The following is a 26,817-nucleotide window of genomic DNA, read 5'->3' on the forward strand; positions in this document are numbered from 1 at the left end:
CCAGCCCATTGCGAAAAAACGCCACACGATCAGACACATCCCGGGCGAAGCGGATTTCATGAGTCACCAGGACCATGGTCATGCCGTCTTCGGCAAGCATGCGCATGGTGTCCAGCACCTCGCCCACCAGCTGTGGATCGAGGGCCGAAGTGGCTTCGTCGAACAGCATGTAGTCCGGCGACATGGCCAAGGCGCGCGCGATCGCCATGCGCTGCTGCTGGCCGCCGGAGAGCTTGCCGGGAAAGGCCTTGAGCTTGTCGCCCAGACCGACATGGGTCAGTTGTTTAACCGCGAGTTCCTCGGCTTCAGCCTTGCTCTTGCCCAGCACTTTGCGCGGCGCCAGCATCACGTTTTCCAGCACGGTCAGGTGCGGGAACGCGTTCCATTGCTGGAAGACGATGCCGATCTTCTGCCGCAGGCGGTTGAGGTCGGTGGCGCTGTGATGGACCTCGACACCGTCGACCCGGATGTTGCCTTTCTGGATAGGCTCCAGGCCGTTGATGCACATCAGCAGGGTCGATTTGCCTGAGCCGGAGCCGCCGATGATCGACACCACCTCGCCCTTGTTCACCGTCAGGTTGACGCCCTTGACCACTTCGAGGTTGCCGAAGGATTTGTGTACGTTGTCGATCTCAATCATTTTCTTGCCACCTTCTTTCCAGACGAGCGCCGAGGCGAGCGACCACCAGGCTCATGACGTAGTAGATGAGGCCCGCGATGCACAGCACCAGCAGCGGTTCCTGAATGCGGGTCACGATGGTTTGCGAGGCGCGCAGCAGTTCGACGATGCCGATCCACATCACCAGCGCGGTGTCTTTCATCACGCTGAGGACCAGGTTCAACCAGCCGGGAAAGGCCACCCGCGTGGCCATCGGCAGGACGATCCAGCGCAGGTCCTGGAGGAAACTCAGGCCCAGTGAACGACTGGCACGGCGCACGGTGAACGGCACCGAAAGCACGCCGCTGCGCACGATTTCGGTGAAGTACGCGGCGGCGTAGACCCCGAGCACAATGCAACCAACGCTGAAGGCGCTGATGTTCAAGCCGACGATGCTTTTCAGCGAGTTGAACAACACAAACTGGATCAGCAACGGCACGCTGCGAAACACGTCCAGCACCCAGGCCAGTGGCAGGCTGGCGCGCGGCAACAGCGCCCGCAGCAAACCGAACAGCAGCCCGGCGAAGGAGCCGAGGATGATCGACCAAAACGTGAGTTTCAGAGTGACCCAGGCGCCATCAAGCAAGAACAACAGGTCATTCCAGGAAAAACTGGTGGTCAACATGGTCACCTCCTCAGTAACGGAACAGTCGCCAGGCCATCAGCCGGGCGACGGCGACGATCGCCTTGGCGATCAGGTAATACAGCGCCGCGGCGATGGCGAAATATTCGAAGGTGCGGAACGTCTTGACGTTGTAATCCTGAGTCACGCCGGTGAGGTCATTGTTCAGCCCGACGATCACCCCTAGCGACGTCATCAATACCGCCCAGACCATCTGGTTACTCAACGGGTAGAACACGATCCGCAGCAGCTGCGGGACGATGATCATCCGGTAAGCCTGAAAGGCACTCATGCCCAGCGAGCGTGCGGCGCGAACTTGCGTGCCCGGCACAGCCTTGAGGCCACCGCGAAAGTTTTCTGCCAGGTAGCCGGCGTTGTTGAAGGTGATCCCGGCCAGCAGCGCAAACCATGAGCTGACATGCAAGTCGAGCGAGCCGAGGCCGAAGTAGAGGACATAGATCTGGAACAGCGACGGGGTGTTGCGGGCGATCGACACCCAGCCGTTGCCGATGCCGCGCAACAAGGGCTGTTTGGTTTCGCGCATCACCGTCAGGGCCAGGGCGATCAGCACGCCGAAAATCATCGACAGCGCGGCGGTCTCGAAGGTGACCCAGGCGCCGGCGAGCATGTCCGGCAGGGCGCGCAGGGTCGCGCGCCATTGGAAGGTGTAATCAAACATGCGCGGGGCTCTCCAGTGAGGCGGCCGATTGCAGCCAGGCCGGCAAACGACCGCTGGCCGTGGCGCTGCAGGCGGCGTCGACACATTCGGCGAGATTGGCGAAGTGCACCTTGCGGCCCACCAGGCCGGGTGCGTAATGGGCGTACTTGCCCGAGTTAGTCATCAAGGTTTTGGCGGCAGGCGGGATCACCGGCTCACCGAGCATGCACCAGCAGGTATCGGTGACCAGGGTGGCGCCGAAGGCTTCGATCACCGCGATATGCCCGGCCTCGCGGGCCTGCTCCAGCACCGCACGACCGCAAGTAATGGCGAGCACAACCTCGGGGTGCTTGTGCCGACCCCGACACAGCCGCGCCAGATGCGCGAATTCGCTGAGGGAGAAATGCGGGTTGCCCAGCGAGACCACATCCACCCGGTTGTCGCGGGCACTGTTGAGTTCGCGCCAGCTGAGCAGCAAATCCTTCAGGCGGATTTTTTCCACCGGCACATGGGCATCCGCCTCCAGCACCTGCGTCGGGTCGAGTGCTTCCGGGGTCACTCCGGCGATATGGAACAGCGGCGCCGCGGAGGTAGTAGCGAAAGCGGCGCCGAAGGCTTTCAGGTCATCCAGGCTCGGCTTGCTCTGTTCCAGCCCCAGCACCAGCGGAATCCGGCTGCCGGCCAGGGCACCGATGTAGTAACCGAGCAAGGGGTAGAAAGCATCGTCCAACTCGCGCAAAACCGGCAATTCGATTTGCAGTCTCGCTTTACGTTGCGCGTCCAGATGGCAGCCGATCAGGGGCGCGCGGCCGGTCAGGGCGATGCAGATATCCAGGTAGTCCGGGTATTTCAGGGTGCGTGCGCCGAGCACGCTGTTGGCATACACCACGGCGTTGGATTCGGCCCAGACGATTTGCTCGCCGGCCTTCGGCGCGCTGTCGAGCAGGTAGGGCGCGCAGGTAAAACTCAGCTGTGCGCCCATCGCCATGTACGCATCGCCCAGGGCGCTGGCCGGCACGCCGAGAGCCGGATCAATGCCCAACTCGCGCCAACGGCGCTGGTCGACGGAAATCGAATTGAGGGTGGTCGACACCCGTACTTTTGCTCCCCACTGCACTAACTGTTCGGCGAAGCGCAGGCTCGCAGGTCCGGTATAAATGCAGCCGTCGATGTGTGCCTGGGTGACATCCACCAGGTGGCGGGCACCTTGCAGTTCAGCCATGCGCAGGACGATCTGCATGGCCACTTGGGCGGCCTTGCCATGCTCGCCGTCGAGGAGCGCCTGATCGTGTTCGGTGAGTTCGATAGAGGTGTTTTTTTCTGCTGTCGGCAACGGACTGTCGAGTGCCTGCCAGGCATCGCCCGGCAGGTGTTCGAACAGGGTCACCGTTGATGCTTCGACCCGAGCAAAGGCCTTTCCGCGCAAGGCGGCGAAGGCCTGCCGGCCGATGCACAGCACCGGCAGGGAACGCTCGAAAATGGTCTGTGCCACGAGCACGCCCAGGGTCAGGATCTCATCGGGTTCGGCCAGCACCAGTGCGGCGGGCGCATGACCGTTGCTGATCAGTTCCATCAGCACGCTGCTGCCGGTGCACGAGCCGCGGCCGCTGGGAATCGCCAGCACCCGGCCGGCCAGATGTTCGCCGCTGAGCGGGTGGTGACGGTCGATGATCTCTCCACTATATGGATCGACCCCGCCCCAGAAACTCAGCCCGACATCGGCAAACAGCAAGGCGCCTTGTGCGGCACCGGCGACCAGGCTGCGACCGGTCAGAGAGGTTGGCCTAGGCATGCCGGACACCTCAGTAATAGACCTTGGGCACGGTCAGGTCGGTGGGTGAAATCTCGGTGCCGACCCATTTGGTGAACAGCTCGTTGTAACGACCGCTGCGCACTTGCTGATTGACGAACAGGTTGAGGTAGTTGAGCAGGCCATACTCGTTGCGCTTGGCGCCCAGGGACACGTAGTCGATGGTGTACGGCGCGTTACCGGCGATTTTCAGGTTCTTGTATTTGCCCGACTTGATCGTGGCGGCGGCCACGGTGTTGGTGACCACGGTAGCGTCGATGTGACCCTGGGCGACCGCCAGCAGCGTGTCGTTCTGCGACTGATAGGCGCGGAAGGTGCCGGTGCCCCAGCTCTTCACGTCTTTTTCCAGGGCGATGGCTTCATAGGTGCCACTGGTGTTGCCCAGGGCTTTGCCCTTGATATCGGCGAAGCTGTTGATGCCGGTGTTGTCGCGGGTCAGCACCACCATTTGGAAGGCGAAGTACGGCACGGTGAGGCCGACGGTTTTGGCCCGTTCGAGGGTATCGGACGTGGACGCAACGATCACGTCGGCACGCCCGGAGACCAGCGCCGGAATTCGATCGGGGAAGGGCGTTTCAACCACTTCGGCGTCGACCCCAAGGATCTTCGCCAGGTCGCGGCAGTAGTCCACGTCGAAACCGGCGGGGTTGTTACCTTCATCGCGAAAACCCATGGGCGGGAAGTCCAGGGTCACGGCGCAGCGCAGCTTGCCCGAGCCAATAATGTCGTCGAGCTTGTCAGCCTGGGCGGTGGCGATAAAGGAAGTAGTGAGAACAGCGCTGAGGGCTACGGCAAATGCGGGGTTTTTCATAGAGGCCTCGTTGTCGGAAAGTGCTGTTGGATATCGTATTGTGAATTTCGTATACGATATGTGATTAGCAATGAGCGTGCCTGTTTCCGAACAGAGGCGAGAATTAATCGCCAAGCCTTGAGTTAAAGGTCTTACAAGATTGTGGGAGTAGGGCGTAGGAGAAGAACGCCTCGATGGGCCGTATCAGGCGGTGTTACAGAAGGGAGCAGTGGGGACGCCGGGCGCCCCTTAAAGGAACACTCGCCCGGGTTCAGCGACGGCTTTCGCGATACTGACTCGGCGCCAGACTGGTCAAGGCACGGAACTGCCGGCTGAAGGCACTGTGATCGGTGTAACCGCAGCGCAGGGCGATCTCGGTGATGGGCAGGTCGGTGTGCAGCAACAGTCGGGAGCCTTCTTCCAGGCGTGCCTTGTGAATCATCTGCCGTGGGGTGAGCTGGAACACCCGTTTGCAGTGGCGCTCCAGTTGCGCCACGGAAAACCCGGCGATCGCGGTCAGTTCGGCGAGGCTGATTGGCCGGGCGAAATGGCTGCGGATATGCGCGTCCACCGCCGCGAGTTTCTGGAACGCCGGATGGCTGGACTGTGGCGCTTGCAGGTCGCGGGAGATGCCGGCCAGGCCGACGATCTGACCTTGCAGGTCGCGCAGCGCGAGTTTGTGGGTCAGGCACCAGACTGGCTGGTTACCGTAATACAGGTGCAGTTCGAGTTGGTCGGCCAGTTCGCGGCCGGTGGACAGCACCCGCCGATCCTGCTCGGTGTACAGCGGGCCGAAGCGCTCGGGAAAGACCATGTCAGCGGTGCGCCCGAGCAGTTCGTCACTGTGTTTGAAGCCGCAGCGCCGGGCCAGGGTCTGGTTGACGAAGGCGTAGCGAGCCTCGCTGTCCTTGATGAAAAACACCACGTCCGACAGAGTGTCGAGCAGCGCCGCGATCGGCTGCAGACTGCTCAGCAGAGTGGGCAGGTCGCAGGGTTTGAAGGTAGTGAGCGAGGCATACATGGCGCTGGGCGTCTGGAGGCAATGCCCCGGATCATAAAGACTCGGCGACGGACCCGAAAGCCCCGGGCCGGCATTCAGGCATGCGGGGTGTCGTCCAGGCACAGCAAGGTCTCGATCCGCGCCGGACTGAACGGCGGCCGTGGTGCCGAAGGTTGCCAGCCGAACAGGTGCTGCAATGCGCCGCCACACACCCGGCCCTGGCAGGCGCCCATGCCGCAGCGGCTGGCCAGTTTGGCCTCGCGCCAGTCAGCGTGCCCGGCCAGTGCCGCGTAAGGCACATCTTCGCAACGGCACACCAAGGTGTCGGGTTGTGCCAGCGACTTGAGTTGCGGATCGAGAGCGAATGCTTTGTTGAGGGCGTTGGCGAAACCCTGCCAACGCGCGCGGCGCGGCCACAATGCTCGGGCCGAATCAAGGTCACCGACCGCGGCGTGTCCAGCGATGGCGCCTTCGACCAATGCCAGTTCACTGCCACCGAAACCGGTGCATTCACCTGCCGCATAGTGATCGGCGCGGCGAGTGGTCTGCCAGGTATCGACGGCGATCGCCTGATCTTCAAGTTCGCAGCCGAGAGCCTGGCCGAGTTGGGTATTGGGAATCAGACCGAAACCGCAAGCCAGGCGATCACATTCCAGCTCGACGATTTTCCCTTGCTGTTGCAGGCGCACACCTTCCAGCCGCTCATTGCCCAGGGCGGCCAGTACATGGGTGCCGGTACGGTAATGGCGGTCGAACAACGTGACCGACTGCATCAGCTTGTTGGGCCAGCGTGGCAGTTGTGCGGCGAAACCGGCGACCGCGACCGCGCTGGCCTGCTCGGCGATGCGCAGCACCTGGGCGCCGTTGTGTTTCGCGGTGGCGGCGCTGGCCAGCAATAACGGTCCACTGCCGACAATCACAACGCGTTCGTCCTGCACCGGCAGGCCGCCCTTGATCAATGCCTGGAGGCCACCCGCGCCAGTCACGCCGGGCAGCGTCCAGCCGGGGAAGGGCAGCAGCAACTCGCGGGCGCCGGTACACAGAATCAGTTTGTCGTAACCGATCAACCAGCCTCGATCGGCGTCTTCGACCAGCAGTTGTTTCGGCCCGGCGCAGGCAATCACCCGAGTGACGGAGTGGCGGTGGATGTTGCTGCACGCCTCCAGTCGTTCGCGCATTTGACGCGCCAGGTTCGGCAGGTTGGCCTGAGGCCCGTCACGCCAGATTTGCCCGCCCGGGAGCGGGTTGTCGTCGAGCAGGACGATGCGCGCACCGCTTGGCGCCGCAGCGAGCGCGGCGGCCATGCCGGCGGGACCGGCACCGATGATCAGCAGGTCGGCGTATTCGCTCATGCTTGCGTCTCCACGTGCATGCCGTCACGGCATAGCGTTTGGCAGGCCAGGCGCCGGCGACCGTCGATGGTCACCCGGCATTCCTGGCAAATGCCCATGCCGCACAGCGGGGCGCGGCGTTGGCCACTGACCGATGTGCGCGTGCAGCCATCGCCGCCCAAGGCCAGGGCAGCCGCGACACTGGTGCCTTCGGCAACCCGCAGGGCACGTCCGTCTAGCATCAATTCAGGCATAAACGGGTTCTCCGAGAAAACGTTGCGGCAGATACGGGTGCGCGGCCAGTGGCGGCGTTTCGTCGAACAGCTGCGCGACCAGCAGGTCGGCGGTGCCCGGGGCGGTCGTCACGCCGAGGCCCTCGTGACCGACCGCCAGCCATAAACCTTTGCGTTGTGGATGCTGACCCACCAGTGGCAAGCCGTCGGGGCTGGCAGCGCGAAAACCGGTCCAGGCGCGGATGCCGTTGAGCTGAGCCAGCCCCGGCATGTAGTCGGTGGCACGTCTGAGCATTTTCGCCAGCATCCAGCCTTCGACTTGAGGGTCGGTGGTGCCGAATTGTCGCGAGGCGCCGATGAACAATTGCCCGGTCGGCCGAGGCTGGATATTGCACGCCGTCGAGGGGCCGCTGGCGTTGTGGGCACTGGTGACGTAACCGAGTTCCACCAGGGTGTGGGTGACCTTGCCGGGGTAGCGGTCGGTGATCAGCAAGTGGCCTTTCTTTGGTTCGATCGGCAACTCCGGGCAGAGCTCGTTGGCCTGGACGCCGTTGGCCAGAATCACTGCGTCGGCGCCCAGCCAGTGGCCGTCGTCGAGTCGCACGCGGTTGCCATCGACTTCGCTGACCCGCGTCCGGCGTTGGCTGATGTTCGGTGTGTCGAGCATCCAGTTGGCGGTCGCCGGAGCATAAAGAATGCCGTCGCCATTGATCAACAGGCCGCCTTCCAGGCCCTCGCGCAGTTCCGGTTCGCGCTGGTGCAAGGCATTGCTGGAGATCAATTCGCAGGCCACGCCTTGGGCATGCAAATTCAGGTATTTGCTGTGGGCGACGGCCATTTCTTCAGCATTGGCGGCCAGCCAGAGGGTGCCATTGCAACGGTAGGCGCAGCCGTCGGGCAAGGTCGGCGCGAGTTCGCGCCAGCGTTGCAAAGAATATTGACTGAGGGCCAGTTCGGCCGGGTTGTCGTCGAGGACCAGCAAGTGGCCCATGCCCGCCGCCGTAGCGCCGGGCAGGCCGGCGTCCAGCACCAGCACGCGCAAGCCGCGACCTGCCAGCGCCTGGGCACAAGCGGCGCCGATGATGCCGGCGCCAATCACGATCACATCGGCCACCCGGCCCTCGTTCACGGGCGAATGCCCCAGGCGAACGGGTCGTCCTGTTCGATGATCAGGCTGGCTTCGGCGCTGATAAAGGCGCGACCGCGAATGGTCGGCACGATGCGCTCACCCTGAAGTTCGTAGGAACCTTCGAACTCGCTGCCGATGACACTGGCCTGACGCCAGATCTGTCCCGGCTGCAATTTGTCGTCGGCCGCCAGGCACGCCAGTTTGGCACTGGTGCCGGTACCGCAGGGCGAGCGGTCGTAGGCCTTGCCGGGACAGAGGACGAAGTTGCGGCTGTCGGCCTGCTCGTCATCGGCGAACAGCTCGACATGGTCGATCAAGCCGCCGTCTTCGCCGCGAATACCCTGAGTCTCCAGTGCTTGCTGCACGGCGAAGGTGTAGGCGGTCAGCGCATCGAGGTTATCGCCGGCAATGCGCAGACCGTGCTCGGCAATCAGGAAAAACCAGTTTCCACCCCAGGCAACATCGCCGGTCACTTGACCGATCCCCGGCACCGGCAGCGCCAGCGCTTTGCGGTAACGGTACGCCGGCACATTGCGCACGCTCACCGAATGGTCGTCGTGCAGCGTCGCCTGCACCGTGCCCACCGGGGTTTCGATGCTGTGCACCCCGGGGCCGATCTTGCCCAGATGCGCGAGTGAGGCCACCAGGCCGATGGTGCCGTGGCCACACATGCCGAGGTAACCGCTGTTGTTGAAGAAAATCACGCCGGCACAGGCGCTCGGGTCCACCGGCTCACAGAGCAGGGCGCCGACCAGCACGTCACTGCCCCGTGGTTCGAGCACGCAGGCAGCGCGCCATTGATCATGCTGTTCGGCCAGCCGCTGTCGACGTTCGGCCATGCTGCCGCTGCCCAGGTCAGGAAAACCGGCGGTCACCAGGCGGGTCGGTTCGCCGCCGGTGTGGGAGTCGATCACGGTGATGCGTTTCATGGGATGGCCACGTCCGTTCAGATAAGTGAACGAAAGAGTGGCCTGTGCGGGGGCTTGCCGGCTTGATGGTTTTATTCAGTGTCGATGACGAAATCGGCACAGTGCGGCGAGCTGTCAGTGGTGGTGAGGCAGGTGCTCGAACAGGGTCTTGCAGACGCCGGCAATGTGCTCGTCGAGCAACTTCACCGCCAGGTCCACGTCACCGGCGCGGCAGGCCGCAAGGATTTCCCGGTGTTCGTGATCGGCGCGTTCCTTACCGGCCGACAGGCTCATCTGCATGCGCAGGTAGCGCTCCAGCTTGTCGTTGACCGAGCGGATCAGACCGACCAGAAACGGACGTTGCGCCGGCTCGTAGAGGCAAGCGTGCAGTTCCCAGTTGAGCTCGGCCCAGCGCCCCACATCATCTTCGCCGATGAACTCCTGGCAGATACGCTCGGCACGGGCGAAGGTTTCTTCGGTCATGTTCGGAATGGCCAGGCGCAGCACCTTGTCTTCGAGCAGCATGCGCACTTCGAACATCTGCGCCAGTTCTGCATCGGAAACCCGGGTGACCATCGCCCCGCGATTGCGCTGGAACATCACCAGGCCTTCGGCCTCCAGGCGCTTGAGGGCTTCGCGCACCGGAATCTTGCTGACGTTGAACTGGCGGGCGATGTCGTCCTGGCGAATCGGCTCGTCCTCGGCGAAATGCCCGGCGACGATGGCGTCACGCAGATGACGGGTGATGATTTCCGACGTCGAAGGCGAATTGCCAAGGTCGGGAGCGTTGAGTTTTGTCAGGGCCACGGTCGTGATCGTTCGGAATGAATTGCAGATAGGGTATACGAATTTGCACTGGGTGTTCCTTCGGCGATGGCCAGGACTTCCAGACACCGTCTGCCAATGCTGACGCTATCAACGTTCGGGCAGGTTCCAGCGTTCGCGAAAGTGTTCGTATTGCGCCTCAGGCATTTGAACCAGCAGAGGGGACTGGCGTGGATCCAGCCAATGGAACAAGCGAGAAATATCCGCTGGATCCATGGCGGTGCAGCCCAGCGTCGGCGAGGTGGGACCACGCCAGATGTGGAAGAAAATGCACGAGCCCAAGGCGGGGGACGCCGGCGTATTGTGCTCGATGAAAATGCCTTTTCGATACATGTCGTCATCGCGACGCATACGTTCGGAGCTGTTCCAGTCTTTCGAAACAGTCGCTCCATCGACCAGCTCGTTATAGCCTGCGGAGTGGCTGTCATCCACGCATTCGATGGTCGAGGTCAGTGGAAGGTAAGGCAGTTTGGTGTCAGCCGTACTGTCGTAGCCAAAAGCCGTTCCCAGTTTGAATACCCCGGCAGGCGCTTTTCCATCGCCTTCACTTTTGACCGGACCTTCGCGTTGCTCAACGCTGCTCAGACCCTTGCCCCACGCCAGCCCGCTCTTGCCGACCACCACCGGAAACGATCCTTCGTATTTTCGAAAGGTGTTGCCCTGCCGTTCATAACGCTGGGCAGTCCCCTGGATGTCAGTCCAGTTTTTTGTGGTGACCACAATGAGCTGATTGGCGGTGTCGAGAGCGTCGCGTGTACCGAGCGGCGTGATGGGGAAGTCCATGACGTTCTTCGGCGAACCTTCGCCGCTGTAGGTGAAGTGCCACCATTCCTTCGAGTACCCGGTAAACCCTTCTTTTTCCATGGCCCTGCTGAGCTTCTGGCGATTGTCCCTGGCGGCAGCGCTGATCGTCGGGTTGTCGGTATGCGCTCGCTCATCAAAGCAATCGAAACCGGTACCCATGTCGAGCGCGCCGTCGCGCCAACGCTGGCCATAGGCGGCCGTGCAATCGACTTGCCCGGCTGAAGGCGTCCAGCTATCGACGGGCAGGGCATCGGGACCGGTCAGTGTCAGATCCACGGTTGAGCCTTTGGAGTGGTTGGACACCCGTGCCACGTAACCCAGGCGCCAGAAGTTCTGCTTGTCCACGCGCGGATAGAACTCGGCCTTGCGTGGGTCACCCGGCACCAAAGCGAAACGCCCCATATCGGCAACGGCACGGCTGGGGCGATAACAGTCAAACACCTTCAAACCGTAGCCTTGTGCACGCAACGCTGTTTGTACCCGAGCGAGGGCCTTGGCGGCGTCCAGCGATAACAGACACTGTGCCGCGTCGTAACCGTCGAGTGGGTGCCCGGTGAAGTTGTGAGCGCTGGCATAACGAATGTCTTGCTCGATGCCCGGATCAATCGTACGCAGATACACCATGTTCTCGGGGCGTGTCTCTGAAGCGGCCATGCCGGGCACGACAATGCTCAGGCATAAAATCCATCGCAGACAGGTCCGCGTGAGCCTGTTTGGCAGACGGACTGGAAATGGCGTCGAGAAGGACGGAAGTTTGATTGGGCACAAAGGGCGCATGCGATGCCTCCAAAGATTCTGGTTTCTAAACCAGATCATAAAACGTGCGGCTGCGATTATGAGTTTGATCCAGTCGGCACGGCTTACAGGGCATGATCCGTATGCCTATCTAAAAGATGTGCTGACACGGCTGCCGACACAGCGGGCGAGTGAGATCGGGCAACTGCTACCGCATCAGTGGGTGCCGGACCTTAGGGGCAGGTAGCCAGAGGCCAACCGACGCGCGCTGCACGGAGGAGGTTGGCCTTAACAACCAAGCGATGAAATGGGGCAATAACGAAGATGTAGGCCCGGCCTAGACGGTTGTGGCACTGGACCACGGTTGAAAAAACGAGTTGGCGACTGCCTTCTGGCTCTGCCTCTCCAGAACATAGGATCGATATCCGGAAGTCGAGGTGCTTGTCGTCCTCTCCCAACACGATTTCAGTCTGGTTCGTGCTGTAGACCTTGAAGGCTCCAATCCGATTAGCGAGTGATGCCAAATGTTTGGCTGTCTTGAGACCAAAACAGGCAACGATAGTGTCTCGGACTTTCAAGAGCCATCCGATCCAGGATGGCTGGTGGGAAAGGATGAATCGAGCTAGCAAATCTGGATTGCTAGATGTGCCCGCAGGGAGCCGAATCGCAAAAGCGTCCGCTAGGTGCATCGACTTGTAAAGGTGGGTGATGCCGGACCTCGAGGGGACTGGCACGGACATAATGAGCTCAAATTCTCGGGGCATCGGGGATCTCTCCTGAGTTCTAACTACTAATTAGACGACATGCCATGTCGCGTTTCTTGTTGCGATGGTTTTGTCGTATAACGCTCCTTGTCGCCCTGTAAGTGCTTGTCTAGCTTAGAAGTGACGGTTACCGACTTTCAAGCCGGACAGGGACAACCGCGCTCACTGCTCATTCCCAAGCACACGAGGTATCTGCATAGTGGAGGAATCTCGCTGTACAAGCGGCTCTTTTTCCATATTGCGGCGTGCCTACTTAGGCTATCAGGTACGTATTCAAGTGTGGGGTTCACGGCAACTTCAGGTTCCAGGCGCAGTAGCGCACCAGGAGCGGAGCTCGCATGGGTCATGGCGATGCCGTCCGGATAACCAATGTCCACGCCTTGATGAGGTCCAGAGCCTCGCTGAGCGAGCATGGATTAACTGGATGTTGTTGAGGCGCCAACTTCTCCTTGTCGGATACTGAGCCCGATCAAGGCATCATAGAGCTCTTGCTGCCCAGCTGGCAGAACAGGGAGCAACGTCGCACGGCGCTTGTCGACATCGAACCAGGATTCAACCAACCATCCCACCAAATAGAGCGCCGCAAGGCATCCGCCAGCGGTTGCAACGTTCCCCTGGCATACAAGAGGCTGGTCCATGGGCTCAAGTCCCAGAGCTTGCAAGCTTGATCGTGCATCCGGGTGTGTAGTTGCTTGGCCGCTGAGCAGCCCAAGCCGTTCGAGAATGAAAGCTCCGGCGCATATGGAGCCGATTCGCTGGCGTCTGGAGTCAAGTTCAAACGACGGCAGGAAATCTGGGGCGGCAAGTGCAGCGGGTATCCCTTCCTTGCCGCTGACGAACAATACCGCGTCGGCACTATTGGCCTCGGAAAGCGGACCGTGCACCGAAACAGGCAGGCCGTGCGCCGATCGCACGATAGAGCTAGAACCCAATATTCGGACGTGCCAGTCCTCAGTGTTGCGGCCTAAAATGTCCCACATCAGGAATAGGTCGATATCAGTGAATTGGTCGAAAGCAACCAGAACGATTTTCTTCAAGGCGAGCTCCATGAAAAGTGCTGGCGTGCAAAACGCAACGGCCATCTTTGCTGGTGTTCGCAGCGTATCAATCGGTTGCGCACCATACACAGTCTGTATGGCGCTAAATATGGAGCGAAATAACTGGTGAGAAAACTAACTCGTAACCATTGGATCGCGGCTGGTTTTGAGGCTCTCGATCAAATAGGGCATATTGGCGTTTCGGCCGAGAGTCTATCGCGCCGATTGAATGTGACCCGCGGATCGTTCTATCACCATTTCCGCAATCGCGAAGACTTTGTCCGCACCTTGCTGGCCGCTTGGGAAGAAGACTACACGGAGCGCATGCTCGCTTATGCGGCGCAGGGTCGTAGCGCGGGCGAAACCTTGAAACGCTACTTGAGTATTGCCGCTGAGAAACAACCTGGGCGGGAAGTTTCCATCCGAGCCTGGTCGCTGCACGATCCGTTGGTAGGCGAGTTTCAGCAGCGTGTTGACACAAGACGACTGGACTTCGCGATACGGACGTGCCGCCGCTTGGTCCATATGCCAGGCGAAGCAGAAGTGATTGGTAAGGTGGCCCATCTGTGCCTGATTGGTGGTCAACAGGCAGGGCTGCGGCGTGATGCCGCTCGCTTCAACAGTTTCCTGCATCGAGCCTTTTCACTTTTCGAAGAGGCTCTTCCACCGTGGCGGACCTAAGTCATGAGCTAAATTGGGTAACTGAATAAGGCAAGCCGCCGAGCTAACGCGATCTACCAATCTCCAGCTCTAGTGCACGCCATTGGTCTCCTAGGGCTAACGTCCATGTCACTGGCCCACGGCACTAATTTGAGTACGGCCTTCACCACACGCATACCCTGCACAAGGCGTATTCCCCGTACGCTTACGGTCATTCCACGGCGGCAATGGGATTTCACTTCATCTGCGGTCAGGAGGTTCTGGGGTGTGAGTAGGTCGTGGAAGCGATGCGATCATTTGATCAAAGGCCGCTACCGCATAGCTTCCATCAAGGCTTTTCAAGGTCGGCATTTCTGAAGGAAAACTGAATCGAACTCTGCCGGGAAGCACTTCATCCATAGCTGAGTACCAGGTCCGCAGAGCTTGTTGGAGGCGCACGTGTAGTTCGAATCTACTCCGTCGGCGGGTGGTGTCTGCTTTGGCTCGTTCTCGCGCGAGTTGAGGATCCATGCGGCCAACAATGTAACAGTCAGCAAAGCCAATACGTCCTTGTGCGATCGTTTCTCTTGTGGCGTCCAACTCTATGCGCGTTTTTAGGCCTACCAGCCATACCCTGCCGCGATGATCAGCGGAGAAACCAGCAGCGTTGCCCAGAACCCCGATTTTGGAACTGCAATGACGCAAATGATCGAGATCATAAGCACATAGATGCCAACCATTTTAAGTAGCGCGAGATCGCCAACGGCTACGGCGTGAATCGCTGTCTGCCCTGCGAGCATAAAAAGCGGCCCCAGCATGGTAAACCAGAGAGCAGTGCGCCGATCTTCGTGCGCTTTGAATTGGTCAACGAAGCCAGAGCCTACGGCGGCGGCGAATGCTGTTTTGAACTTGATAATACCGAATGGAATATGGAGGACGCCCAGGGCGAACAGGGTCCATGCGACGATGTTTGACATGTCTTATATGCTCCGTACGGTAAGGTTGGATAAGTGCCTAACGTTTGTTTAAGGGCGCGCGGCCCGGTCCCAGCTTTATCGCGCAGCGTCCAGCAACCGAGGAGAGCGACATTGAGTGCGTAGATCAGCTCTCAGGGGAAATGATCGAGTCTGCACTGGGTTCAGCTGCTAGTTTCAATCGGTCAGCTTTACTAATGTATTTAGACTTGCTTGACGGTGCCAATTTGGCGCTGGCCTTTTTTGCGTGAGCCTTCAATAACTGCTGTATTTTTTTACGACGATTCATGTTTTCTGCTCGGCTTGTCAGTTCTTGGATGATGGTACCAGCAGCACCTACTTCAGCCCAAAGCATACATTCACCGCAGCAACACTCAGGCAAACGCAGCCTCGACAAATGCCTCCAGCGCCTTGTCTTCCAGGATTTCGATAGAGAACTGCCCAAAGCGCTTGGGCAACCAGATGATGCGTGTCCCGGACGGGGATTGCAGGTTCGCGCGGGCCAATGGCTCTCCGTTTTCGTCTTCTGGCTGAACACCGGCGACCATCAGTTCGTCATAGGCTTTCTCGATGTCCGGTGTCGAGTAGCAGTGGCGATAAATCATCCCCTCGCCCGAGGAGTCCAATAGCTCCTTCAGGTTCCCCGCCAACGGGGAAGCATCTATGTTCAAAGTAACGCCCAATCCACCGGACACCGATCCGGTGTCCCCGTACGAACCCGATTCGAACAAACTCAACGAGGCCGCCGAACGGGCCCTCGACTTTCACTTCCCGTCGACTGCCGACATCAAAGCCACCGGGCGTACCCACCGCACTCTGTTTTCCGTGGACCCAAGGGCTACTACCGAAACCCTGGCCGTTTATTTGGTCGAGACGGCGGCTTCGGTCGATGTGATGATCCATCAGCTGGTGGATCATCTGGACGGTGGGTCGCGCTATGCCCTGTTGGGCATTTCAAACAGCATCATGGTGGCGGAGATCACGGCGAACCGGTTGCTGGATAAAATCGATCTACCTGCGTAGGCGCGGCTCGCTGTGGCAAGGGAGCTGGCTCCCTCGCCACCGTTTGCTCATGACTGCAGCAATCAACTTCCAGCCCGTTTATTCAACGCCTCTTCAGCCGCCGCAATTTCAGCCTGACGCTTGACGATCATGTCGCCAATCGGCGGACCCTGGAAGCGACGGGCTTCAAAACCGAACCAGACAATAGCCGTCAACACCAGAAAGCCGATGGTGATGTACAGCGCCCATTCGTTCGGTGGCTGGATGCCGATGACGAAAATAATCACCATCGAGAGGATCGAGAGGAGGGCGAACACTGAGTACCAGAAGCGCCCCATGTTCCACGGTCCCATGGTTGGCCACTTCGACGTCCCGAAGGTAAACAGGCCCAGAATGATGGGAATGACGAAGGAGAAGAACAGGAAGATCACCGTGCAGGACACCACGATGGTATAGACCGGCGTTTCACCGACCGAGATCACCGACGATCCCCAGACGAACAACACCGCGAGCGTGGCACCGGTCCAGATCGCCGCCACCGGGCTGCGTAGGGTCGGCGAGACCGAGGCCAGTGCTTTGGAGAAGGGCAGGCCGCCGTCACGGGAAAACGCGAAGATCATGCGTGAGACCGAGGTCACGGTCGCCAACCCGCAAAGAAATTGCGAGATGAAAATGGCCACGTAAAGCGCCAACTTCACAGTCGGATTGACCTGGGTGTCCATGGCCCAGAAAAACACGGTCCAGCCATGCTTCGCCGCCTCGTCCATGCTTGGCAGCATCAGCACAAACGAACTGAGCATGACCCAGCCGAACAGCAGCGACCAGACCACCGACATGACCATGCCGCGTGGCACCGACATGGCGGCATTTCGGGTCTCTTCCGAGGTGTGCGCAGAGGCGTCATAGCCGGTGATGGTATAGATCGGCAACAGCAGGCCGAGCATGAAAATCCAGCCGTTCGACACCTGTGGCCAAACGCTGCCGCCAGCCTCGCCGGAATAGTTGCTGAAGGTCCATAACCGGGTGAGCTCATAGCTGGGTGCAGAGATCAGGCAGACGATGGTCAGCGCGAGCGCCGTGGCGAAGATCAGATACCCCGAGAAGTCGGTGAGCTTCGCGGTCAGGCCGATACCCAGGTGGTTACACAAGGCCTGGAGACCGGTCAGGATCGCCAGGAAAATCACCCTCACCGTGGTGGTGTCCTCCATGCCCAGGGCCGGTCCGAAGGCGCCGAAAAAGAAGTAATAGGTGCCGACGTTGATCGCACCGAGCACGGTGACCAGCCCCAGCAGGTTGAACCACGCGGTCAGCCATCCGGTGAAGCGATTACCGAGAATCGAGCCCCAATGATAGAGGCCGCCAGCGGTAGGGTAGGCCGAGGAAATCTGCGCCATGGCCATGGCGAAAACTCCGGAGATCAGGCAACCGATCGGCCAGCCGATGCCGATTGACGCACCGCCTGCACCCGAGGTGCCCTGGGCGAGTGAGTTGATACCACCCGAGAGGATGCAGATGATCGAAAAGGAAATGGCAAAGTTGGAGAAAACGCCCATGCGTCGTGAGAGCTGCTGGGCATAGCCCATGCTGTGCAGCACCTTGACGTCATCGTCTTGCGGCGCGCTCGTGCCGGGCTGGCTTGCTGGATTCATGTTGTGTGCCCCTTAGGTTTTGATACGCATCCATCCGGGTTTTACGTGGCCGGATGGGCTGGCCTTCAACCCCTTGTCGTACTGCTCCTGTTTCTTGCGGATAAATCCCGTCCATGCTGCGAGTTCGCACCTTGGCCATGGACAGACAACTGCTCTACAGACGGCCGTGGTACGCCGCTTCGAAAATTTCTGCCGCGCCATTTCGGGTCAATGGCAACGGGTTGCCGCCGGCGCAAGGGTCGACAATCGCCATGTCCGCGATCAGGTCGGCCTGCCGGTCATCCACCCCTAGCTCAACCAGCGTATGGGGCACGCCGATGTCCTTGCGCAACTTGAGGACGAAGGCCAGAAAGCTGTCGAAGCCGGGGGAGGGTAGACGCAAATAAGCCGCGAGGCGGGTGATGCGTTCCTCGATGGCCGGGCGATTGAATTTCAGGACATAGGGCATGAACGTGGCGTTGGTCATGCCGTGATGGGTGTCGTACAGGGCGCCCACCGGATGTGAGAGGGCGTGCATCCCTCCCAGGCCTTTCTGGAAAGCGGTAGCGCCCATCGCGGCCGCCGCGAGCATTTCCGCTCGCGCCTCCAGGTCCGAGGGTGTGTGTACGGCTCGCACCAGGGCATTGGCGACCAGGCGCATGCCTTCCACCGCAATCCCTTCGGCCATGGGATGAAAACCGGGGGCGCAATACGATTCCAGACAATGCGCAAACGCATCCATGCCGGTGCCAGCGGTAACCTTGGCCGGCATGCCGACGGTGAGGGCCGGGTCGCTGATGACCACGCGCGGCATCATCTTCGGGTGGAAGATGATGCGTTTGGTGTGCGTACGCTCATCGATGATCACCGCGGCACGGCCCACCTCGGAGCCTGTACCCGCCGTGGTCGGCACCGCAATGATCGGGGCGATGCTGCCTTCGTCGGCGCGGGTCCAGTAGTCGCCAATGTCTTCGAAATCCCACACCGGGCGGGTCTGGCCGCTCATGAAGGCGATGAGCTTGCCCATGTCCAGGCCGCTGCCGCCGCCGAAGGCGACCACGCCATCGTGTTTACCGGCGCGCCAGGCGTCGAGCCCGCCCGCCAGGTTGGCCTCGACCGGATTGGGTTTAAGGTCGCAAAACAGCGCGACGCCAAGGCCGGCGGCGCGCAAGGCGTCCACTGCTGCCGAGGTGATCGGGGCACGCGCCAGGCCACTGTCGGTGACCAGCAATGGTCGCTGGATTCCTTGGCTGCGGCAGATCTCGGCAAGCTCGGCGATGCGGCCGACACCGAAGCGGATGCTTGTGGGGTAGTTCCAGTTCGCGGTCAGGCTCATGGCTCAGATCTCGTGGCGCAAATGGAAGGATTTCGCGCGGGTCAGATTTTCATAACCCAGGCGCGACAGCGTGACGCCGCGCCCGCTGTTCTTCACCCCGGTCCAGGCCAGGGCCGGGTCCAGGTAATCGCAGCGGTTCATGAACACGGTGCCGGTGTCGATCTCGTTGCCCAAGCGTTCTGCGGCGGCAAGGTCTTGCGTCCAGATGGAGGCGCTGAGCCCGAACTCACTGTCGTTCATCAAGGCGATGGCTTCGTCGTCGTTGGCCACCGGCATGATGCCGACCACGGGACCAAAGCTTTCCTCGCGCATCACCGACATTTGATGGGTGACGTCGACTAATACTTGCGGCGCGAGGTAGGCGCTGCCCGGCGCGTCGGCAGGAAAATCTTTTGGATTGATCAGTGCCCGAGCGCCTTGGGTCAGTGCATCGGCGATCTGCCCACGAACGAAATCAGCGGCGTTCGGTGTGACCAGCGGACCCAGTGTGGTGGCTTCGTCCAGCGGGTTGCCCAGCACGTATTGGCGAGTCAGCGCGACGAAGCGTTCGACAAACGCCGGGTATATTTTTTCATCGACATAAATACGCTCGACCGCGCAACAGCTTTGCCCGGAGTTGAAGAAGCTGCCGTCCACCAGGTTTTCCACCGCGTGTTCGAGGTTGGCGTCTGCCCGTACGTAGGCCGGGTCTTTGCCACCGAGCTCGAGGCCCACGCCGAGGAACCTTCCGACGGCCGCGTGTTCCATGGTCTTGCCGGCTTCGACCGAGCCGGTGAAGTTCACTTGCTGCACGCGTCCAGAGGCAATGATCGCTCCGGTATAAACATGACTGAGCAGCAGGTTCTGGAATAGCCCTTCGGGCAGATGGGCGCGGCGAAAGGCCTCGGCGAACCGTTCGCCCACCAGCAGCGTTTGCGACGCGTGTTTGAGGATGACGCTGTTGCCGGCCATCAGCGCCGGGATAATCGTATTGACCGCCGTCAGGTAGGGGTAATTCCAGGGGGCGACAACCAGCACCGTACCCAGCGGCTCGCGTTTGATACAGCGTCGAAAACCGGCGACGGGCGTGGGCTCAAGCGCTGCCAGGACGTCAGGCGCAATGGCGATCATATGGCGGGCACGCTCTTCGAAACCGCGCAGTTCGCCAGCGCCAAAGCGCACCGGTCGGCCCATCTGCCAGGCCAGTTCCGGCACGATGTCAGCCTTCATGGCCAACATTGCGTCCACCGCGGCGCTGCAAAAGGCGGCGCGTTCGCTCAGTGGCCGGCGTTTCCATTGCGCCTGGGCAGCTTCGGCAGCCGCCAGCGCCTGGTCGATTTGCGCCGCATCGGCGCAGCGGCGTTCGGCATAGACCCGGCCATCGACCGGTGAGATGAGTTGAATCGTTGAAGTCATGATGGCGGTCTCAATAGCGCTCAAACCCGCGCTGCAGTTCCCAGTCGGTGATCCGCCGGTCGTACTCTTTCTGCTCCCATTCGGCGGTGTGCACGTAGTGGTCGATCACTTCATCGCCGAACGCCTCGCGCAACATGGTCGAGCCCTGGAGTGCGGCGCAAGCTTCACGCAGAGTCTTCGATACTTCAGGCAAGTGTTCGTCGACGTAGGCATCGCCCTCGAAAGGCGGCGCGAGGCTGAGCTTCTCGTCGATGCCGGCCAGTCCCGCCGCGATCAAGGCGGCGAAGGCCAGATATGGGTTGAGGTCGGCGCCGCCGATGCGACATTCGATGCGTATGGCTTTGCTGCCTTCTGCGCACAAACGAAAGCCCGCAGTGCGATTGTCCCGACTCCACACCGCCCGGGTCGGTGCAAAAGTGCCGGCCTGAAAGCGCTTATACGAATTGATGTAGGGCGCGAGAAAACAGGTGATGTCGTTGGCGTATTTGAGCTGCCCGGCCACCCAGGAACGCATCAGTTTCGACATGCCGAACTCAGCCTTGGCGTCAAAGAACAGCGGCTTTTTACCGTTCTTGTCCCACAGCGAATTGTGAATGTGGCTGCTGGAGCCGGCGGCGTCGTAGCGCCACTTGGCCATGAACGTGATCGCCTTGCCCTGTAGTTGCGCGATCTCTTTGCAGGCGTGCTTGATGATGACGTGGTGGTCGGCCATGGTCAGCGCATCGGCATAACGGATGTTGATTTCTTCCTGGCCCGGCCCCCATTCACCCTTGGAATTTTCCACGGGGATGCCGGATGCCTGCAGATGCTTGCGAATCGCCCGCAGCACCGGCTCTTCGCGGGTGGTCTGCAGGATGTTGTAGTCCTCGATGTAGTGACCGGCCGTCTTCGGCTTGTGGTAGTTGCGCTCGTGGATGGCCTCGTAGCTCTCGTCGAACAGATAGAACTCCAGTTCCGAAGCGAACATGCCGGTGTAGCCGCGCTCGCGCAGTCGCTCGACCTGCTTTTTCAGAATCGCCCGCGGGCTGTGCGGCAGGTCGCGCCGATGGTGATGATCGAGCACATCGCAGAGCACCAGCGCCGTGCACTCCAGCCAGGGCACCTTTCGCAATGTGGCCATGTCGGGTTTGAGCACGAAGTCGCCATAGCCTTTGCTCCAGCTGGCCGCGGCGTAACCCGGCACCGGCTCCATGTCGATGTCGTCGGCCAGCAGGTAATTGCAGCAATGGGTTTCTTCATGACCGCTGTCGATGAAAAACTCGACCTGGAATCGTTTGCCGACCAGTCGGCCTTGCATGTCGACCATGCAAACAAGAACGGTATCGATCTCGCCGGAGGCGGCGGCACGCTTGAGTTGATCAAAACTGAGGAGGGGCTCGGTCATCACGTAGTCCTGCGTGAATTGTTTGGGCCTGTCTGAAATAGCTGTTGCAGACGCTCTCCAGAACAAACCAAAACCTGCAGACGCGAGCATCGTGTGCAATGAGCTGCTGTAAGCGTAGCCTACTGCTGCAGTGTGCAAGTTTCGGAAATCGCAGCCTGATGACTCGGGCGCAAAGGCGAGAACTAATCGCCCTCCAACGCGAGGAAACAAACATGACAAAGAAGAAAGCGCACAACACCTACCAACGTCTCGAACAGCAGTACCCGGATTACTTGGCTGCCGTGGAGGCCTTGGGTACGGCGGTGCGTCATACCGGCCCACTGGAAGAGATCGTTGTCCAGCTGATCCAGCTCGGTGCCGCGGCGGCCATCCGCTCTGAGGGCGCGGTGCACAGTCATACCCGACGGGCACTGGAGGCGGGCGCTACACCAGAACAGATCCGTCACACGCTGATCTCACTGACCAGCACGATCGGTTTTCCCACCGTCGTTGCGGCCATCAGCTGGGCGGATGATGTGATTGAGACATGACCTATTGAGCCGCGTTTGAGCAACTGACTCGTCAGCTGTTCGAAACCCTCCATTCATGCGGAATCTGGCAACAGTGTCAAAGCAGACTTCAGCTTCACCACTAAGCCAGATACCGCCGAAACCATCCGAGCGTCCGGTCCCAGGCCAGCCTGGCCGCGGCGTCATCGTATCGAGGCGTGGAGTCGTTATGAAAACCATGGTTGGCGCCGGGGTAGATGTAGGCTTCATACGTCTTGCCCGCGGCTTTCAGTGCCTTCTCATAGGCGGGCCAGCCTTCGTTGATGCGCGTATCCAGTTCACCGTAGTGAAGCATCACCGGCGCCTTGATTCGGGCGACATCGTTGGCTTCTGGCTGGCGGCCATAAAAGGACACGGCAGCCCCCAGTTCCGGATAAGCCACGGCCGCGGCATTGACGACGCCACCGCCGTAACAGAACCCGGTGATGCCGACTTTTCCGGTGGTCGCGTCATGCTTCATCAGCCACTCGATGGCGGCGAAAAAGTCATTCATGAGCTTTTCCGGGTCGACGGTCGCCTGCAGCTCCCGGCCTTTGTCATCGTTGCCGGGATAACCGCCTACCGACGTCAGGCCATCAGGGGCGAGGGCGATGAATCCCGCCTTGGCCACACGCCGCGCGACATCTTCGATGTAAGGGTTGAGCCCGCGATTTTCATGCACGACCACCACCGCCGACACCTTGCCGGTGGCTTTCGCCGGGCGCACCAGATAGCCACGGACCTGCCCGTTGCCTTTGGGTGAGGGGTAGGTGATGTATTCGGCAACAATGTCCGGGTCGGTAAACTCAACCTGCTCGGCGAGTGCATAATTCGGACTCAGGGCGGCGAGGAGGGCGCTGGCGGTCAAACCGCCCAAGGTGAACAACGCCGCTCGATCCAGAAACTCTCGCCGGTTGATCTTGCCGTGGGCGTAGTAGTCGTACAGTTCGAGCAGTTCCGGGGCAAAGTCTTTCGCAGTGAGACGGGTCATCTGTGCGCTTCCTCTTGGGCGGGTCGATTGCTCTGTCGGTTGGACAGTGTGAGCGGTACCTATCGAGCGTAGCCGTTCAAAAAAGAGGCCTCGCAGACGGGGTGAAAACGCGAAGAGGGTGACTCAAGCAAACGCCAGGGATTGTTTGGGGCGCTTGCTTTTGGGGTGGGGCAGACGGAAAAGGGCTTTCAGCCCATCAGTGCCATCAAACAATATGAAACAAATCGTCGATTGAGTTGTTATGTAACGAAATTATAGAAGTGTTCTGCTTTCCCGCGAGAAAAGTTAATTTTTCTTACGTTGCAAGTTGCATTCTTACACCCTCGCCATGGAAGTGCGCAGGGTTCGTTTCACGGAAGCATTGAAAAATGTCCCGTGATTTTTTGAGGTAATAAGGAGCTTGGATCAATGGTGTTAATGAATGAGACAGCGCAACACAGAGCAAAACGATGGTCAGCCCTAAGCGTGCTGATGCTGCCAGTACTACTGGTGACCGTAGACAATACGGTGCTTGGATTCGCGTTACCAAAGATTGCCGAGGCCCTGAGTCCGAGTGCTAGTCAGCAGTTATGGATGATCGATGCCTATTCGCTGGTATTGGCGGGATTACTGGTGTCGATGGGAAGTCTGGGGGATCGAATCGGTCATCGAAAGTTGTTACTGGCCGGGTCTTTGGGTTTTGTCATTGTGTCGGTGCTGACCGCCTATTCCCAAACGGCCATGCAACTGATTGCCGGGCGAGCCTGCATGGGGATTTTCGGTGCGATGTTGATGCCTTCTACTTTGGCATTGATACGTTCGGTGTTTCTGGACCGAGAGGAGCGCAGAGTAGCTGTCGCGATCTGGGCAACAACTCTGACGGTAGGATCGGCGCTCGGCCCATTGGTCGGTGGGGTTTTGCTGGAGTTTTTCAGCTGGGGGGCGATTTTCCTATTGGCGATACCCGTATTGGTGCCGTTGTTGGTATTGGGACCAGTGTTGTTGCCCGAGTCCGAGAAAGACTGTTCAGGGCCATTGGATCCGCTAAGTATCCTGCAATCGATGGTTGCCCTCAGTGCCATCGTTTACGGCGTTAAACACAGCGCCAGTAATGGTCTCGACTGGATGGCGCTGACAGCATTTGTAATCGGCATGGTTGCTGGGTGGATGTTTGTGCATCGGCAGTTACGTCTGCCTGTGCCGCTGATGGATCTGAGTTTGTTCCGAAGTGGCACCTTTAGCGGCTCCGTACTCATCAATCTGATGAGCCTCGCATTCCTCGTCGGCTTTGTGTTCTTCACCACTCAGTTCTTACAGATCGTTCTTCAGATGTCACCGTTGAATGCCAGCTTTGCGTTAGTACCTGGTCAGATCATGGCGATCGTAGTGGGAATGGCAGTCGTGCCTGTAGCGAGGCGAGTACAGGTGCATGTGCTGGTACCGATTCTGATGGCGTTTGCTGGGGCGGCGTTTTTGTTGGTCGCCAGCATTGGTAGCAGTCTGATCGTTCTGGTGGTGGCTTTTGCCTTGCTGAACATTGGCGTGGGCGCGATCGCGACGGTATCCAACGATGTGATTTTGTCGGCTGCACCGCCGGAAAAGGCGGGTGCGGCGTCGGCCATTAGTGAAACGGCCTATGAAGTGGGTGTGGTTTTGGGGACGACGGTGCTCGGTGGTCTCGTCACTGCCTACTATCGCGGTGCATTGCAGCTGCCGGGCTTTTTGAGCGAGGTGCAGACGATGCTGGCGAGTGAGACGCTATCGGGTGCTAATCATGTAGCGGTGCAGTTGTCGCAAGATCAAGCACAAGCGCTGATGACGCAGGCGGGAAGTGCCTTCGAGGGTGGAATTAATCTGGTTTCGTGGGTGATGTTCGGCTTGGCACTCATGGCGATTTTAATTGCCTGGCGCGCTCTGCGGATACCGAAGACGAAGCTTGCTGAAGGGCAGTGATCGAAAACGAACGTCGGGCCGTTTGCCACATGGCCCGACTGTTTCAGTGCTCAGCTCAAATCAATTCAGTTCAGGCATTGCGCCCCGGCCTTGGCCACCTGCGCGTCCTGCTCGGCTTTGACACCGGACACCCCGACCGCGCCGATCACCTGACCGTCGACGATGATCGGCACGCCGCCCTCAAGGGATGTCAGCAATGGCGCGGACAAAAAGGCGTGGCGTCCGCCATTGACCATCTCTTCATAACCTTTGGATTCGCGCCGACCGAGGGCTGAGGTGCGGGCCTTTTCGGTGGCGATGTAGGCGCCAATCGGAGCGCAACCATCGAGGCGTTCGAGGGCCAGTGGATGGCCGCCGTCATCGACAATCACGATGGTCACGGCCCATTGGTTGTTCTGCGCTTCGGTGCGTGCAGATGCAAGGATTTGGCTGACTTCGGTCTGGCTCAATACGGCTTTGCTTTTCATGGGGATTCTCCAGTACTCGGTTAGGGCAAGGCGGCTTCGACCAGTTCGATCCAGTGCCTGACAGGGGTTCGGCCCGCACCGTCGAGGTGGGACTGACAGCCGATATTGGCCGTGACAATGACTTCGGGATGTCCGCTTTCCAGCGCATTGAGCTTGTTGTCGCGCAGTTGCCGGGACAGTTCGGGTTGGGTCAGCGAATAGGTGCCCGCCGAGCCGCAACACAGGTGACTGTCGGCAACAGGCGTGAGGTTGAAGCCCAGACTCATCAGAATCGCTTCCACCGCACCACCCAGTTTCTGCGCGTGCTGCAAGGTGCAGGGGCAATGAAAGGCCAGGCGTTGGGCACTGTGGATACCGAGCTTTTCCAGCGGCTCGTCGCGCAGCACTTCGACCAGATCCTTGGCCAGCGCACTGACCTTTTTCGCCTTCTCGGCATAGGCCGGGTCGGTGCTGAGCAGGTGACCATAATCTTTGATGAAGGCACCGCAACCGCTGGCGGTTTGCACGATGGCCTCGGCACCGTTTTCAATGCTCGGCCACCACGCATCGATATTGCGGCGGGCGCGATCCAGACCGGCCGCCTGAGCGTCGAGGTGATAATCCACGGCGCCGCAGCAACCGGCCTCGCGGGTCGCGGTGACGCTGATCCCCAGGCGATCCAGTACTCGCGCGGCGGCCGCGTTGGTATTGGGCGACAGGCTCGGTTGCACGCAGCCTTCGAGCATCAGCACCTGCCGGGCGTGGCGAGTGACCGGGCGCGGCTTGGCCGGATAGACGCGGCGAGGCAACTTTATCTGCAAGGTGTTGGGCAGCAGCGCCCTGAACACCTGGCCACTGCTGACCAGCCCTTTGAACAGCGCCGGATTGGGTACGACGCTGCGCAGTCCTTCGCGTAACAAGCGCTGACCGAGTGGGCGCGGCACCGCCGCATCGACCACCGCCCGGCCGATGTCCAGCAAGTTGTGGTAGTCGACACCGGAAGGGCAAGTGGTTTCGCAATTACGACAAGACAGGCAGCGATCCAGGTGCTGTTGGGTCTTCTGCGTGACTTCGTTGCCCTCCAGAACCTGCTTGATCAGGTAGATGCGGCCCCGCGGTCCATCCAGTTCATCGCCCAGCAATTGATAGGTCGGGCAGGTGGCATTGCAGAAACCGCAGTGCACGCACGTACGCAGGATGCTTTCGGCTTCTTCGGCGCGGGGCAGTTGGCGGGCCTGTTCGCTCAAGGTGGTCTGCAT

27 protein-coding genes and 3 pseudogenes are annotated in these 26,817 nt (G+C 60.2%); 5 read left to right on the forward strand and 25 right to left on the reverse strand.

The window, feature by feature from the left end:
* From E3W21_RS28065 to E3W21_RS28120, 12 genes are all read right to left on the reverse strand, one after another.
* Positions 1 to 640 (reverse strand): amino acid ABC transporter ATP-binding protein (locus E3W21_RS28065; RefSeq protein ID WP_134423018.1); only part of this gene is annotated, 640 nt, incomplete at its 3' end.
* Entirely contained in the window at positions 633 to 1,283 is a 651-nt protein-coding gene (locus tag E3W21_RS28070; protein WP_008157201.1) for an amino acid ABC transporter permease, read from the reverse strand. The genes E3W21_RS28065 and E3W21_RS28070, both read right to left, overlap by 8 nt.
* Before the next feature lie 10 nt (positions 1,284 to 1,293).
* Entirely contained in the window at positions 1,294 to 1,959 is a 666-nt protein-coding gene (locus E3W21_RS28075; RefSeq protein ID WP_008157202.1) for an amino acid ABC transporter permease, read from the reverse strand.
* Positions 1,952 to 3,730, reverse strand: coding sequence for an aconitase X (locus E3W21_RS28080; protein WP_134422856.1), 1,779 nt, complete (start codon positions 3,728 to 3,730; stop codon positions 1,952 to 1,954). Before E3W21_RS28080 ends, E3W21_RS28075 begins: the two co-directional genes overlap by 8 nt.
* A gap of 10 nt (positions 3,731 to 3,740) precedes the next feature.
* The gene (locus E3W21_RS28085) at positions 3,741 to 4,559 is read right to left on the reverse strand and encodes a transporter substrate-binding domain-containing protein (protein WP_134422858.1); all 819 of its coding nucleotides are present in this window, start codon (positions 4,557 to 4,559) and stop codon (positions 3,741 to 3,743) included.
* Positions 4,560 to 4,809: 250 nt separating this feature from the next.
* Positions 4,810 to 5,559 (reverse strand): AraC family transcriptional regulator, encoded by a 750-nt coding sequence (locus E3W21_RS28090; protein ID WP_074877194.1) that lies wholly within the window; start codon positions 5,557 to 5,559, stop codon positions 4,810 to 4,812.
* 74 nt (positions 5,560 to 5,633) lie between these two features.
* The gene (locus tag E3W21_RS28095; RefSeq protein WP_134422860.1) at positions 5,634 to 6,890 is read right to left on the reverse strand and encodes an FAD/NAD(P)-binding oxidoreductase; all 1,257 of its coding nucleotides are present in this window, start codon (positions 6,888 to 6,890) and stop codon (positions 5,634 to 5,636) included.
* The gene (locus E3W21_RS28100) at positions 6,887 to 7,123 is read right to left on the reverse strand and encodes a (2Fe-2S)-binding protein (protein ID WP_033056575.1); all 237 of its coding nucleotides are present in this window, start codon (positions 7,121 to 7,123) and stop codon (positions 6,887 to 6,889) included. The genes E3W21_RS28095 and E3W21_RS28100 overlap by 4 nt, the downstream gene beginning before the upstream one ends.
* Entirely contained in the window at positions 7,116 to 8,231 is a 1,116-nt protein-coding gene (locus E3W21_RS28105) for an FAD-binding oxidoreductase (RefSeq protein WP_134422862.1), read from the reverse strand. The genes E3W21_RS28100 and E3W21_RS28105 overlap by 8 nt, the downstream gene beginning before the upstream one ends.
* The gene (locus E3W21_RS28110) at positions 8,228 to 9,160 is read right to left on the reverse strand and encodes a 4-hydroxyproline epimerase (RefSeq protein WP_134422864.1); all 933 of its coding nucleotides are present in this window, start codon (positions 9,158 to 9,160) and stop codon (positions 8,228 to 8,230) included. Before E3W21_RS28110 ends, E3W21_RS28105 begins: the two co-directional genes overlap by 4 nt.
* Positions 9,161 to 9,274: 114 nt before the next feature.
* Positions 9,275 to 9,946 carry a GntR family transcriptional regulator gene (locus tag E3W21_RS28115; RefSeq protein WP_174553771.1) on the reverse strand — a complete coding sequence of 224 codons (672 nt, stop codon included), beginning with the start codon at positions 9,944 to 9,946 and terminating at the stop codon, positions 9,275 to 9,277.
* 108 nt (positions 9,947 to 10,054) lie between these two features.
* Positions 10,055 to 11,422: a M15 family metallopeptidase gene (locus E3W21_RS28120; RefSeq protein WP_256661683.1), complete on the reverse strand. Its 1,368-nt coding sequence runs from the start codon at positions 11,420 to 11,422 to the stop codon at positions 10,055 to 10,057.
* A gap of 163 nt (positions 11,423 to 11,585) precedes the next feature.
* Here E3W21_RS28120 and E3W21_RS28125 point away from each other — a divergent pair.
* A pseudogene (locus E3W21_RS28125) lies at positions 11,586 to 11,750 on the forward strand (transposase domain-containing protein); the annotation flags it as partial.
* On the opposite strand, the gene E3W21_RS28130 reads toward E3W21_RS28125, so the two are convergent.
* Positions 11,737 to 12,267: a DUF2867 domain-containing protein gene (locus tag E3W21_RS28130; protein WP_129444998.1), complete on the reverse strand. Its 531-nt coding sequence runs from the start codon at positions 12,265 to 12,267 to the stop codon at positions 11,737 to 11,739. The pseudogene E3W21_RS28125 and the gene E3W21_RS28130 overlap by 14 nt on opposite strands.
* 416 nt (positions 12,268 to 12,683) lie before the next feature.
* The gene (locus tag E3W21_RS28135; RefSeq protein WP_134422866.1) at positions 12,684 to 13,304 is read right to left on the reverse strand and encodes a DJ-1/PfpI family protein; all 621 of its coding nucleotides are present in this window, start codon (positions 13,302 to 13,304) and stop codon (positions 12,684 to 12,686) included.
* A 126-nt stretch (positions 13,305 to 13,430) separates the two neighbouring features.
* On the opposite strand from E3W21_RS28135, the gene E3W21_RS28140 reads away from it, so the two are divergent.
* Complete coding sequence (locus tag E3W21_RS28140) at positions 13,431 to 13,985, forward strand: TetR/AcrR family transcriptional regulator (RefSeq protein WP_134422868.1); 555 nt, start codon at positions 13,431 to 13,433, stop codon at positions 13,983 to 13,985.
* 219 nt (positions 13,986 to 14,204) lie between these two features.
* Here E3W21_RS28140 and E3W21_RS32050 read toward each other — a convergent pair.
* From E3W21_RS32050 to E3W21_RS28160, 4 genes and pseudogenes are all read right to left on the reverse strand, one after another.
* Positions 14,205 to 14,552, reverse strand: a pseudogene (locus tag E3W21_RS32050) (hypothetical protein); the annotation flags it as partial.
* Between the two features lie 11 nt (positions 14,553 to 14,563).
* Positions 14,564 to 14,920: a DUF6463 family protein gene (locus tag E3W21_RS28150; RefSeq protein WP_129444995.1), complete on the reverse strand. Its 357-nt coding sequence runs from the start codon at positions 14,918 to 14,920 to the stop codon at positions 14,564 to 14,566.
* Between the two features lie 124 nt (positions 14,921 to 15,044).
* Positions 15,045 to 15,206, reverse strand: a complete 162-nt coding sequence (locus E3W21_RS28155) for a DUF2986 domain-containing protein (protein ID WP_129445197.1) — start codon at positions 15,204 to 15,206, stop codon at positions 15,045 to 15,047.
* Between the two features lie 85 nt (positions 15,207 to 15,291).
* A pseudogene (locus tag E3W21_RS28160) lies at positions 15,292 to 15,570 on the reverse strand (methylmalonyl-CoA epimerase); the annotation flags it as partial.
* 10 nt (positions 15,571 to 15,580) lie between these two features.
* Between E3W21_RS28160 and E3W21_RS28165 the strand changes: the two are divergent.
* Positions 15,581 to 15,940 (forward strand): DUF6124 family protein, encoded by a 360-nt coding sequence (locus E3W21_RS28165; RefSeq protein WP_134422870.1) that lies wholly within the window; start codon positions 15,581 to 15,583, stop codon positions 15,938 to 15,940.
* A 62-nt stretch (positions 15,941 to 16,002) separates the two neighbouring features.
* On the opposite strand, the gene E3W21_RS28170 is transcribed toward E3W21_RS28165, so the two are convergent.
* The 4 genes from E3W21_RS28170 to E3W21_RS28185 all read right to left on the reverse strand — a co-directional run bounded on the left by E3W21_RS28170 (position 16,003) and on the right by E3W21_RS28185 (position 21,662).
* Complete coding sequence (locus tag E3W21_RS28170) at positions 16,003 to 17,568, reverse strand: amino acid permease (RefSeq protein ID WP_134422872.1); 1,566 nt, start codon at positions 17,566 to 17,568, stop codon at positions 16,003 to 16,005.
* 154 nt (positions 17,569 to 17,722) lie between these two features.
* The gene (locus E3W21_RS28175; protein WP_134422874.1) at positions 17,723 to 18,883 is read right to left on the reverse strand and encodes an iron-containing alcohol dehydrogenase; all 1,161 of its coding nucleotides are present in this window, start codon (positions 18,881 to 18,883) and stop codon (positions 17,723 to 17,725) included.
* Between the two features lie 3 nt (positions 18,884 to 18,886).
* On the reverse strand, positions 18,887 to 20,278 hold the full coding sequence (locus E3W21_RS28180) for an aldehyde dehydrogenase family protein (protein WP_134422876.1): 1,392 nt from the start codon (positions 20,276 to 20,278) through the stop codon (positions 18,887 to 18,889).
* 10 nt (positions 20,279 to 20,288) lie between these two features.
* Complete coding sequence (locus E3W21_RS28185; RefSeq protein WP_134422878.1) at positions 20,289 to 21,662, reverse strand: glutamine synthetase family protein; 1,374 nt, start codon at positions 21,660 to 21,662, stop codon at positions 20,289 to 20,291.
* Between the two features lie 212 nt (positions 21,663 to 21,874).
* Here E3W21_RS28185 and E3W21_RS28190 point away from each other — a divergent pair, with 212 nt between their 5' ends.
* Positions 21,875 to 22,192, forward strand: coding sequence for a carboxymuconolactone decarboxylase family protein (locus tag E3W21_RS28190; RefSeq protein WP_008157167.1), 318 nt, complete (start codon positions 21,875 to 21,877; stop codon positions 22,190 to 22,192).
* A 100-nt stretch (positions 22,193 to 22,292) separates the two neighbouring features.
* Here E3W21_RS28190 and yghX read toward each other — a convergent pair whose 3' ends face one another.
* Complete coding sequence (gene yghX / locus E3W21_RS28195) at positions 22,293 to 23,180, reverse strand: YghX family hydrolase (protein WP_134422880.1); 888 nt, start codon at positions 23,178 to 23,180, stop codon at positions 22,293 to 22,295.
* A gap of 408 nt (positions 23,181 to 23,588) precedes the next feature.
* On the opposite strand from yghX, the gene E3W21_RS28200 reads away from it, so the two are divergent.
* Positions 23,589 to 25,112 carry an MFS transporter gene (locus tag E3W21_RS28200; protein WP_256661684.1) on the forward strand — a complete coding sequence of 508 codons (1,524 nt, stop codon included), beginning with the start codon at positions 23,589 to 23,591 and terminating at the stop codon, positions 25,110 to 25,112.
* A gap of 65 nt (positions 25,113 to 25,177) precedes the next feature.
* Here the strand turns inward: E3W21_RS28200 and E3W21_RS28205 are convergent, their stop codons facing one another.
* Positions 25,178 to 25,579 (reverse strand): heme-binding protein, encoded by a 402-nt coding sequence (locus tag E3W21_RS28205; protein ID WP_129444986.1) that lies wholly within the window; start codon positions 25,577 to 25,579, stop codon positions 25,178 to 25,180.
* Between the two features lie 20 nt (positions 25,580 to 25,599).
* Positions 25,600 to 26,817 (reverse strand): glycolate oxidase subunit GlcF, encoded by a 1,218-nt coding sequence (gene glcF, locus E3W21_RS28210; RefSeq protein ID WP_134422882.1) that lies wholly within the window; start codon positions 26,815 to 26,817, stop codon positions 25,600 to 25,602.

Origin of the sequence: Pseudomonas sp. F01002 (assembly GCF_004402115.1) — a bacterium.
GTDB lineage: Bacteria > Pseudomonadota > Gammaproteobacteria > Pseudomonadales > Pseudomonadaceae > Aquipseudomonas > Aquipseudomonas frigoris.